Annotated in this window: 10 protein-coding genes; 3 read left to right on the top strand and 7 right to left on the bottom strand. The window is 58.5% G+C overall.

Features of this window, described 5'->3' with window-relative positions; translation table 11 throughout:
• Positions 1-228 precede the first annotated feature (228 nt).
• The gene (locus ABY948_RS07800) at positions 229-1,062 is read left to right on the top strand and encodes a polyphosphate kinase 2 family protein (RefSeq protein WP_461481965.1); all 834 of its coding nucleotides are present in this window, start codon (positions 229-231) and stop codon (positions 1,060-1,062) included.
• A gap of 537 nt (positions 1,063-1,599) precedes the next feature.
• Complete coding sequence (gene katG, locus ABY948_RS07805) at positions 1,600-3,831, top strand: catalase/peroxidase HPI (protein WP_461481966.1); 2,232 nt, start codon at positions 1,600-1,602, stop codon at positions 3,829-3,831.
• A gap of 506 nt (positions 3,832-4,337) precedes the next feature.
• Here the strand turns inward: katG and ABY948_RS07810 are convergent.
• The 7 genes from ABY948_RS07810 to ABY948_RS07840 form a co-directional block, all read right to left on the bottom strand.
• The gene (locus ABY948_RS07810; RefSeq protein WP_461481967.1) at positions 4,338-5,237 is read right to left on the bottom strand and encodes a diguanylate cyclase; all 900 of its coding nucleotides are present in this window, start codon (positions 5,235-5,237) and stop codon (positions 4,338-4,340) included.
• A 352-nt stretch (positions 5,238-5,589) separates the two neighbouring features.
• Positions 5,590-6,012, bottom strand: a complete 423-nt coding sequence (locus ABY948_RS07815; RefSeq protein WP_461481968.1) for a PilZ domain-containing protein — start codon at positions 6,010-6,012, stop codon at positions 5,590-5,592.
• A 157-nt stretch (positions 6,013-6,169) separates the two neighbouring features.
• Positions 6,170-6,586, bottom strand: coding sequence for a PilZ domain-containing protein (locus ABY948_RS07820; protein WP_461481969.1), 417 nt, complete (start codon positions 6,584-6,586; stop codon positions 6,170-6,172).
• 194 nt (positions 6,587-6,780) lie between these two features.
• Positions 6,781-7,443 carry a phosphate signaling complex protein PhoU gene (gene phoU / locus ABY948_RS07825; RefSeq protein ID WP_461481970.1) on the bottom strand — a complete coding sequence of 221 codons (663 nt, stop codon included), beginning with the start codon at positions 7,441-7,443 and terminating at the stop codon, positions 6,781-6,783.
• Between the two features lie 327 nt (positions 7,444-7,770).
• Entirely contained in the window at positions 7,771-8,037 is a 267-nt protein-coding gene (locus ABY948_RS07830; protein ID WP_461481971.1) for a hypothetical protein, read from the bottom strand.
• 334 nt (positions 8,038-8,371) lie between these two features.
• Complete coding sequence (locus tag ABY948_RS07835; protein WP_461481972.1) at positions 8,372-9,055, bottom strand: methyl-accepting chemotaxis protein; 684 nt, start codon at positions 9,053-9,055, stop codon at positions 8,372-8,374.
• 512 nt (positions 9,056-9,567) lie between these two features.
• Positions 9,568-10,299 carry a FadR/GntR family transcriptional regulator gene (locus ABY948_RS07840; RefSeq protein ID WP_461481973.1) on the bottom strand — a complete coding sequence of 244 codons (732 nt, stop codon included), beginning with the start codon at positions 10,297-10,299 and terminating at the stop codon, positions 9,568-9,570.
• Positions 10,300-10,527: 228 nt separating this feature from the next.
• Between ABY948_RS07840 and ABY948_RS07845 the strand changes: the two genes are divergently transcribed.
• Positions 10,528-10,822, top strand: a 295-nt coding sequence (locus ABY948_RS07845; protein ID WP_461481974.1) for a cobalamin B12-binding domain-containing protein, incomplete at its 3' end; no start/stop codon positions are given.

A 10,822-nucleotide genomic window follows, 5' to 3' on the forward strand; every position in this document is an offset into this window, starting at 1 on the left:
AGAATTTCGCGCTTGGGCGGGACGATCTTGCCCACCCGGTTCATGGTGTATACGTATTGGGCCATGGATACTTGCCTGAGTTTTGATATGGGGCTAAAAGGGTGGGATTGTAGCTGAAACTGAAAATTGTCAGAAGCCGTTCCCCGGGGTATGCCGGACTGGAAGAGGTGACACCGATAGTGACAGGCAGCGTGCAGACCGTTTATCAGCTTGACCAGGGAGATTGTAGTGGCCAAAACAGACAGGTCGAATAAGCAGCTTGCAGTGCAGTTGTCCGGCGTGGATTGCCAGGTTGCCCTGAAAGACAAGGATGAATACAAGGCGCTGCTGGAGGCCTTGCAACTGCTGATGTTGCAGATCCAGCAGGCCTATTACCTGCAGGGGCGGCGCGCCCTGATCGTGCTGGAGGGGCTCGACTGCGCCGGCAAGGGCGGCATTATCCGCCGCATGGTGCAGACCCTGGACGTGCGCGGCGTGCATGTCTGGCCCATCGGTGCACCACTGGGTGAAGAGCGCCAGCAACACTACCTGTACCGCTTCTGGCAGCGTTTGCCCGCCGCCGGTTCCATCGCCATCTTTGACCGCTCCTGGTATGGCCGGGTGCTGGTGGAGCGCATCGAGGGATTCTGCACCGAGCAGGCCTGGCACCGCGCCTACCGGGAAATCAATGAATTCGAGCGGCTGCTGTTTGACGATGGTGTGCGCATCATCAAGCTGTTGCCGCTGATCACCCGGGAGGAGCAGATCAAGCGCTTTGAGGAGCGCATCCGCAACCCCCACAAGCGCTGGAAGCTGACGGTCGAGGATATTCGCAATTGGCACCACTGGGACGATTACCAGCAAGCCATGCAGCAGATGCTGGATAACACCTCCACGGAAATCGCTCCCTGGCATGTGATCCCCGGCAATCGCAAGTGGTATGCCCGCGTTGAGGCGTTGAAAATCGTCACCGAGGCGCTGGCCAGGGACGTGGATATTTCCGTGCCATCGCTGGATTCGACACTGCTGCAGCAAGCGCTGGAAATGTTGCATCGGGAGTTGAATGGAAATGGCAAAAAGTAGGGGAAGCTCGGCTTCTGGGAAATGCTGAAAAAAGAATAATTCAGCGGCCATCTATGGCGTGGAAAAGATGAAATGCAAATTCCAGTTCAAAATGATCACAATAAAAATAACAATCCCGTACATGCGTTGTTAAAGCCAAATTTAAATCAGATGGTAAGCGTATTTGCAATTTTTAAACTGAGGAATTGTCAGGCTTAAGATTAATTTTTATTAAGTAATAGTTTTTTAATGATGTTAACGTATTTTCCGGGAAATATTTCTGGTTTTTGAATTCCCCCGGTGCCTTTCACGGCAACCAAACTTATCTTTTCTTTCCCCTGGAATCCCGGCTCGTATGTGAGTGCTGCTGTAGGGTGCCTGCAGCGATAAAGCACATGTGATTTCTATCCCAACACGGCATGGCAGTCCGCCTGGTTTCTGCATTATGCTAATAAAAAATTTCAATCCAGCCCATAGTAGATAAAAAATATCGCATTCCCCGTCGGGCTTCTATATTTCAATCTGGACGTTCTGTCCGCACCGAGGGGGATAATGACCATGTTTAAAAAAACCATACCGTTATTGGCGGCCTTGGCCGCCATCATGTCGCCGCTGGCGATGTCTGTGCATGCCGAGTCCATGCATGCTGAATCCATGTCCAATCAATTCTGGTGGCCAGACAGGCTGGACCTGAGCCCGCTGCGCGAACATGACGCCCGTTCCAACCCGATGGGCGCCGATTTTGATTACGCCAAGGCCTTTGAAACTGTGGATATGAAGGCCCTGAAGGCCGACATTGCCAACGAAATGACCACGTCACAGGCATGGTGGCCCGCGGACTGGGGCACCTACGCCGGCCTGTTCATTCGCATGGCCTGGCACAGTGCCGGTACCTATCGCGCCGCAGACGGCCGCGGTGGCGCCGACGGCGGTCAGCAGCGCTTCGAACCGCTCAACAGCTGGCCGGACAACGCCAACCTGGACAAGGCCCGCCGCCTGCTCTGGCCGGTAAAGAAAAAGTATGGCCGCAACGTTTCCTGGGGTGATCTCATGGTGCTGGCCGGCAACGTCGCGCTGGAAAAGGCCGGCTTCAAGACCTTCGGCTTTGCCGGTGGTCGCGCCGACGATTGGGAGGCCGACCTGGTGTACTGGGGCCCGGAAACCAAATGGCTGGATGACAGCAAGCGCTACAGCGGCAAGCGCGATCTGGAAAACCCGCTCGCGGCGGTGCAGATGGGCCTCATCTACGTCAATCCGGAAGGCCCCACCGGCCACACCGGTGACCCCCTTGCCGCCGCTGTGGATATCCGCGATACCTTCGGTCGTATGGGCATGAATGACGAGGAAACCGTCGCCCTGATCGCCGGCGGCCACACCCTGGGCAAGACCCATGGCGCGCACGGTCCGGGTAAGTGCGTCGGCGCCGATCCGGCCGCTGCATCGATGGAAGAGCAGGGCCTGGGCTGGAAGAACGCCTGCGGCAAGGGCAATGCCGAGGACACCGTGACCAGTGGCCTGGAAGGCGCCTGGACCCCCACGCCGACCCAGTGGACCGCGGTGTTCCTGCAGAACCTGCTGAACTTCGAATGGGAGATGACCAAGAGCCCGGCGGGCGCCGTGCAATGGGTGCCCAAGGACAAGGCACTGCACCAACTGACCCCGGACGCCCACGTCAAGGGCAAGCGCAATCCGGTGGTCATGTTGACCACTGACTTGTCTCTGCGCGAGGACCCGGCCTACCGCAAGATCTCCGAGCGTTTTGCCAAGGACCCGGATGCGTTCAATGACGCCTTCGGCCGCGCCTGGTTCAAGCTGACCCACCGGGATATGGGCCCCAGCGCCCGCTACGTCGGCAGCGAAGCGCCCAGGGAGCAGATGATTTGGCAGGACCCGATCCCGGCGGTTGACTACGCCATGATCGACGCCGCCGACGTCAAGGCACTGAAAGCCAACATCCTCGCCTCGGGCCTGAGCGTCCCGGAACTGGTGCGCACTGCCTGGGCTGCGGCGTCCAGCTTCCGCGGCTCCGACAAGCGCGGTGGTACCGATGGCGGCCGTCTGCGCCTGGCCCCACAGAAGGACTGGGCCGCCAACTCTCCCAAGGAGCTGGCGAAGGTGCTGACCAAGCTGGAGGGCATTCAGCGGGACTTCAACGGCAGCGCCTCCGGCGGCAAGCAGGTCTCCATGGCGGACCTGATCGTGCTGGGCGGCGCGGCGGCCATTGAAAAGGCGGCCAGCGATGGCGGCCACAGCATCAGCGTACCGTTTGTGCCGGGCCGCGCGGATGCCTCGCAGGCGCAGACCGATGTGCAGTCCTTTGCGCTGCTGGAGAACAGGGCGGACGGCTTCCGCAACTACTACGCCGGCGGCAGCTCGGCCTCCCCCGCGACCCTGCTGGTGGACCGCGCCAGCCAGCTCGAACTGACGGTGCCGGAAATGACCGTGCTGGTTGGCGGTATGCGTGCGCTGAACGCCAATACTGGCGGCTCCGCGCAAGGCGTGCTCACCACTAATCCGGGAACACTGAGCAATGACTTCTTCGTCAACCTGCTGGACATGTCCACCCAGTGGCAGAAGTCTGCCAAGGACGGGGTGTACGAGGGTACCGATCGCAGCACCGGCAAGAACCGCTGGAGCGCTTCGCCGGTGGACCTGGTGTTCGGCTCCAGTTCAGAGCTGCGCGCGGTGGCGGAGTTCTATGCGGCGGATGACGCCAAGGCCCAGTTTGCGAACGACTTCGTCGCGGCCTGGACCAAGGTGATGAACCTGGGGCGTTTTGATCGGCATTGATCAGGGCGCGGCAGGTGTTGGAAGTGCCAGCGAAGCACGGATAGCTTGCCTAGCGGAAAAAAGCGGCGTGTCACACGCCGCTTTTTTTAGGCCCGGATCATATTCTGTCATGGGATGACGGCAAAATTCGCGTCTGACATCTGTTTTTTGGCGCTGCCGTGGTCAACCCGGCCAGGCCGCCGGAACAGCGCTGCCGGTGTTGAGCGAGGACTTCCCGGAGCCGGGTGTCTCAGGGCCTGATTACCCCGGTGCTCTTCGTTGTGTCGGGCACCAAGCGGGTGTTTGATCCTGATGTGTTTGTCACCGTCGCCGGAAAGCTTCGTTTGAAAGAACTGAAATGGTTTCAAGGGGGCTGGAGGGTTGCCCGCGGTGAGTTGGGGGGACAGTCGCCAACTCCGGGGTTCGGGGGCGTCTCTTCAGAGGTGACATTCTTTCCGCGCCGGTAGTCCGCCAACCCCGGGGTTAGGGGGCGCCTCCCCGTGTGCGGAACTCCTGCGCAGCGGCAGTCAAGCTCCGACCACTACGCAGTTGCGGCCCGCTGTTTTGGCTTCATACATCGCCTTGTCGACATGATCGATGGCATCTTCAACGGCGAGGGACTGGTCGAGCATGGTGACCCCGAACGAGGCTGTCACCTGTAACATCTGGTCGGAGCCGTCGCAAAGAATGCGCTGGGCGGCGATGGAGTCGCGCAGCCGTTCGGCAACGCACCGCGCTTCTTCCAGGGTTGTGGAGGGCATGCAGATAAGAAATTCCTCGCCCCCATAGCGGTAAATTTTATCGTAGGGGCGCAGCAGCGCCTGCAGGCACTGCACGCTTGACACCAGCACCCGGTCGCCGGCGGGATGGCCGTAGCGGTCATTGATGTCTTTGAAATGATCGAGATCCAGCAGTACCAGTGCGCAGGTCTGGACACCTCTTTGTACCAGGGAGTGCTGTTCGCGCAGCCAGGAGAGCAGGCCGATTCGGGTCAGCGCGCCGGTGAGGGGGTCCTGGTTCTGGACCCTCTCCATGAACTCATGTCGCAGGGCGTGAATCTCCAGGCGCATTTTGTCCAGGGTATTTTCAAACAGATCCAGACTGCTCGGTGGAATGGCCGAGCCGTTGGCCACTAGTTGCAGCAGGTTCCGGGCGCAGTCGTGCATATTCCTGTGGGCGTGCTGGAGGGAGAGAAAGGCGGGGTGCTGCCGTAAAAAAGCGCTCGGTACGTTCTCGTACCACTGGCCAAAGCGGCAGCGGCGATGGGCATCGGGCAGCAAATCTGCCGTTTCTGCCGGCACGTGGGAGATCAGCACCCGCAGCAGGCTCTTGTACCACTGTTCGTGGTTGTAAATCGCCTGATCCAGCTCGGCGATGGTCGACTGCAACTGTTGCCTGGTCGGGGTTGCGAAAGGGGGCTCGTACAAGGTTTAGTCTCTCTAGCGTGGCAGTTCAAGCCATGCAGAGAGGATGCCTTGCCGGGCAATAAATACGGTTAACGCTTTGCCGCGACAGGTTTGTTGTTCTGGCAGAAGGCGATGTTGCCTGCTTTCTGGCTGGTATCTCTGGTTCATGGCGCTAGTTGAAATGTAGCTCAAGATTGCCAGGGCGCGCCACTTATCGCCACGGGGCGGATACTGGCCGTGAATAGGGGCGGTGATAAGCCCTGTCGGAAGAAAACCTGAGGTTGGAGGCCGTGATCTGGGGGCTCTCGGGTTAAAGCGGGCTGCAGGACACGCGCCTGTTTGATGAGGGTTTTTATAAAAACCCCAATTCCTGCTAATCCCGGTCGGTGAAGGTTTTGGAAAACTGGTTGCTATAGCGCTCGATCCATTCCTGCGCCGCAGTTTCACTGTCCAGATCCCGTCCGTCCCTCAGGAGTTCCCGACGGTAGTGTTCTATCTGACAGACTTGCTCCACCATTTTGCTCTTGAAGGACTCCGTTTCATCCTTGAACAGGATGCTGACCCCGAATCCGTTTGCACAGGGGTCGCATCTCGCCACCCGACCCGAGAACCGGTATTCATGTTGCAGCAAGGGGATTCTCAGTGTCACCGGGGCGCCTGGCGGCAGTTCCCTGTGCAGGCGGCAGGCAACACCTTCCTGACCGATGCTGCAGAGGCGGGTCTGGTCTCCTTTGGTGTCGTCCTCAGAGGAAACAAGGATTGGAAATTCAGTTGGATGATGAATAAAACCGCGCATGTTCCTACTTCCTTCTCCTTATATTTTTTATAGTAGAACGCCCGCCCTGTACGCGCTGGCAGAAAGAGATATGGGTGGGGAAATAGGCGACTAACGGAAGGTGGCTGCCGGGGCGGAAACGGCGCCAGCAGTGGTCATTCATGAGTGAGAACAGGTCCTAGCCCGAGAATGACTCGGCAAACTGGCGGCCAAAGCGCGCAATCCACTCGCGCGCCGCCGCGTCGCTGTCCAGCTGCCGACCGTCCCGGTGGAGTTCCCGGCGGTAGTGCTCTATCTGGCAAACCTGCTCCACCATTCTGCTCTTGAAGGACTCGCTTTCATCGCTGAACTGGATGCCGACCCGGAATCCCTTGGCACAGGGAATGCATCGCACCACCCGGCCCGAGACCCGGTACTCCGGTTGCAGGGAGGGAATGCGCAGCGTCACCGCGGTGCCCGGCGAGAGCTGGCGCGGCAGGCGGCAGGCGAGCCCTCCATGGCTGATGTCGCAGAGGCTGGCATGGTCGCCATTGTTGCTGCCTTCGGAGGAAACGAGGATGGGAAAGTCCGTGGGGTGGCGGATGAAGCGTCGCATAGGCCTACGTCCCTGTGGGTATATTGCCCATAGTAGGCTATCTGCACGCCCTTCGCCGGGGAGAATGAGGAAAGGCCGATCAACGGTCATGCGCTGCTGTTTTATGCACTCGACGGAGTTCGATTATGCCCATGGTGGTGGAGTTGCTGACCCCGGTCTGCCAAGGTTTAGAGTCGGCTTTTCGGTCGCAATAATCAGCGATTCAAATCGGGCATGACGCTGGTGGTCATATACACCACCCGTTCGGCAATATTGGTGATTCTGTCGCCGATGCGCTCCAGGTGATGGGTTGCCCACAACAGGTAGGTGCAAGTTCTTTCCTGTCCCGACTTGCCGCAGATTTCCCGAAACAGGAGGTCGTTGACGGCCTGTTCGGCGCGATCAATCTCATCGTCCATGGCGGCGACCTTCCGGGCAAGCTGCTCATCGGCTTCGTCGTAAGCCTGCTTTGCCCCTATCAGCATGGCTTTGCAGATTTCCGCGATCCCGGCGATGGGCTGCACATATTGCCCGTCTGGCACGGCCTCGAGCTTGAGCACGATTTTGGCGATCGCTACCGCGTGATCGGCGATGCGCTCCAACTCCATGGAGATGTAGATGTCGGTCAGTACCCTGCGCAGATCGGAAGCGACCGGCTGCTGGAGGGCGATGGTCTGCACACCCAACTCCTCGATCCTGTGCTGCAGCGCATTGATCAGGCTGTCGCCTTTGACGACCTCCTCGGCAATGCCGGCATCGCAACTCCGCAGGCTTTGCAACGCCCTATCCAGGGCATCACTCACATACTGATACATCTCAACGAGCTTGTGTGTCAGGGCCTGTTCATCGGCGTCGAGTATGGGTCGGGTGGGCTTCATGCCAGTGCGCCTCGATTGTGTGAGCTGTTGGGATAGTGTGCGGTTTCAAATTTGACAATTTTATGAAGGGGGTTAAAACGATTAGTTATCAAAAAGGACAGGTATCGCGGTTGATGTCGTTTAGCCCCATATTGCGTAGCGGTTCCGCCTCATACAGGCGCGGGGCTGGTTTATCGGGTTGTAGTGAACAGAAACGCAAGCTCCGTAACTGCCCGGCGTTATCTCGGAATCGTTATACGACCAAGGTGGTTAATGCCGGTAACTTAAAGGGCGGCACCCTGTGAGGCTAAATGCTTGCAGCTATTGGTGTGTCAGCAGCCAAGGTGCCTACTTGCTTTTCCAGATTTTGGCCACCGCGCGATTGCTGCCCAGCAGCCCGACAATTTCACAGACGCTGCCCACCAGGAAAAAGATGGTGACGGGCAGTGCTCCGGCAGGCTTGGCGGCGACTATCGACGCATACAGGGAGCCAAAGGAAAGCAGCAGAAATAAGCCGCCCAGGGCCACCAGTATTTTTCGGTGCGATTCGCGATAGGCATATTCGCCGTTGCCAGACTCGAAATAACCGAGCACCGGTGAAAACAGTTTTCGCATTAGTGCTTTCATGAATAACCTTTGGTGGTGAAGGTGGCTGGCATAGGATACCCCAGTGGGTGGGGTTGAGGCATAAATTAATGGCCTCTGTTCTGGTGGGTTTAACTCAAACCAAAAATATCTGCTGCCCCGAGAAATCCTCATCTGTCTGCACTTATTTCGCGTTGTTTTTCAGGGCGTCACAAGTTATTTCTTTCCGGTTGTCGAAAATTTCACATGATAAATCCAGAACTGGAGGAATCATTGTGATCCAAGGAAATTGGCGGTGGAGATGCTGTGCTTTTGCTTGCCGTTATTGTCCCAGATGCCGGTGATGGAGCCCGTAAAACCCGCTTCAGTTCAGCTTGGACAATTGTCCCGCGATCTGTTTGCTGGAGACGGCGGCATTTTCGCTGAGGATGCGAATTTCCTGGGCGATGACGGCAAAGCCGCGGCCGTGCTCACCGGCCCGCGCCGCCTCGACGGTGGCGTTCAGGGAGATCAGTTTTACTTTCCGTGATACATCGCTGATGGATTGCACCGCCTCAAACATGGCATTGCGGACGTTTTTTTCCACCGCGCGGCGGTCGTCGAGCAGGTTGTGAAGGCATTGGCTGACGGAGGCGGTGACGGCGTTTAATGCGGTCAGTAGTTCATGGGAGACGAAGTCCGCCAGGCCCGACAGTTGGCTGGCGGCTACGTCGTCGTCCTGCAGATCGGCGCTGAGCCGGTCGGCCAGGAAAATAAAGCGCTCCAGGGTGGGGGTGGCGTTGGCGATATCGGTATGGCCGTTGACTGTCTGGGCGGCCTGGGCGGAAATGCCCAGCGAGGCTTCGCCCTTTTCCAGCGCGGTTTTGATTAGCTTGAATTCGTCCAGTGAGTTGTTAAAGACGCTGATGGCCCGGTTGTGGGAGGATGGGTCCAGCACGCTTTGCTGTGCCGACATCACCGCGCGGTGGGACAGCATGCGCATCTTGCCCGACAGGTTGATCAGACGGCTCAGTTCATCGTCCAGGGTATTTTTGTCTTTCGTTGTCATCGCCGGTTCATTCCCCAATTGGCCAACATTGTGTCGCTATAAAATCGCTGTAACCGACCTCCAGAGTGGCCGAGTGCAGGCAGGTATGTCGTTTCCATCTTCGATCCTCTTGCAACAAAAAAGGGTACCGCTGCCGGACCAGAGATGGTTATCCCCGGAACGGCGACGGCACCCTTACCGTGTAGCTGTTTGTAATGGCTGAGTGGTTGCTGCAAACGCGGTCTACAGCAATTGGACTCAGGCCCTTATGCAAACAGCGTAAGCAGGGCACGTGCCAACTTTGCTGGATGGCTTTCAAATCAATGTGATAGCGGTTGTGCGTGGGTCAGGCGGGCAGGCGCTGGGCGCAATGGCTCGCAAGGGTGCGCCATGGCTGTGCATGTGGCGGCGTGGTGGCGCAAAAATGGTGCGGGCGATAAGTCACCGCGGCTATCACCGGGGCGATGGAGCGACGGGTGTGGTATGGGAACCCCTTATCGGGTCGGCGAACCCCGGTGGCGCGCGTTAGCTGTTCAACCCTGCACCGGCTGATCGAATCCCAGATTGCCCATCTCGATGCCGCGGCGGAAGTCGCGCATGTGTTTTTCCATCCATTCCTCGGCCTTGTCCTGATCCCCGGCGCAGATGGCGTCATACACATGACGGTGGGCCACCAGAATGCGCTTCCCCGGTGACAGGGCGCGAATGATGGCGCCCCAGGCAGGGTAGAACAGCTGGTTGAGGGGGGCGCGGGCCAGCAGCAGGGCGTTGTTGTGGGTGGCTTCGGCCACCAGGTTGTGAAATTCGATTTCCACTTCCAGCAGTGCGTCGTGGTCGTTCATCACCTGTGCGGTGCGCGCCAGGTTGTCCGCCAGCAACTGTTTTTCTTCTGTGGTCGCGCTCAGGCAGGCCAGTTTGCCCGCCAGCGGTTCCAGTCCCATCGCCACCTGCCACAATTCCTCAAAGGTCACCTGGTGCATCAGCATCGCCGAACTCACCGAGCGCCCTATGGCTTCGGTGCCCGGCAGGGTGACCACTAGTCGTTTGCGACCGGCGCGACCGAGGATGCCACCGTGTTCCAGCAGGCGAATGGCTTCGCGCACCGTGGAGCGGGTGACGCCGAACTGTTCTGCCAGATCGGTTTCCGTGGGCAGCAGATCACCCGCCTGAATCTCGCCACTGACAATGGCGTTGCGAATTTTCTCGCTGACCACTTTGTAGGCGGGTTGGTGGGAGAGCCGATCAAAACTGACGGATGTGGCCATGACGTGTGTTTCCTCTGGCGGCGCTGTTTCTAATCGCTGTTTCAGGTGGCTGTTCTGGACTGTAATGGCGCGCCGCGATTTTGCTATCAATGGGCTGAGAATAACAGACTTTCCTATAATTGACATATTGTCCGACAATATGTCAGCATCGTTTGGTCTATCAATAATAGGCGGGGTGTGCCGAGCCAGAAACCGGCGCCCCGCAACAGCTGCACTCAGGGGGTAGCCATGACCGGGGCAACACAAAAACAACAGCGGCAACAACCGGCAACGGAAAACACGCCGCTGCGCATCGTCACCGCGGCCTCGCTGTTCGACGGCCACGATGCCGCCATCAACGTGATGCGGCGGCTGATTCAGGCCAGTGGCGTGGAGGTGATTCACCTCGGTCACAACCGCAGTGTCGACGATGTGGTGCGCGCCGCCATTCAGGAAGATGCCGACGCCATCGCCATCAGTTCCTATCAGGGCGGGCACATGGAGTACTTCCGCTACATGCTGGAACTGCTGCGGCAGCACAATG

The sequence above is a fragment of the Porticoccus sp. genome, assembly GCF_041592135.1.
GTDB lineage: Bacteria > Pseudomonadota > Gammaproteobacteria > Pseudomonadales > Porticoccaceae > Porticoccus.

Coding starts and splice junctions, on each gene's coding strand:
- katG (WP_461481966.1), top strand. CDS start 1,600: ATGTTTAAAAAAACCATACCGTTATTGGCGGCCTTGGCCGCCATCATG.
- ABY948_RS07815 (WP_461481968.1), bottom strand. CDS start 6,012: ATGCGCGGTTTTATTCATCATCCAACTGAATTTCCAATCCTTGTTTCC.
- ABY948_RS07820 (WP_461481969.1), bottom strand. CDS start 6,586: ATGCGACGCTTCATCCGCCACCCCACGGACTTTCCCATCCTCGTTTCC.
- phoU (WP_461481970.1), bottom strand. CDS start 7,443: ATGAAGCCCACCCGACCCATACTCGACGCCGATGAACAGGCCCTGACA.
- ABY948_RS07830 (WP_461481971.1), bottom strand. CDS start 8,037: ATGCGAAAACTGTTTTCACCGGTGCTCGGTTATTTCGAGTCTGGCAAC.
- ABY948_RS07835 (WP_461481972.1), bottom strand. CDS start 9,055: ATGACAACGAAAGACAAAAATACCCTGGACGATGAACTGAGCCGTCTG.
- ABY948_RS07840 (WP_461481973.1), bottom strand. CDS start 10,299: ATGGCCACATCCGTCAGTTTTGATCGGCTCTCCCACCAACCCGCCTAC.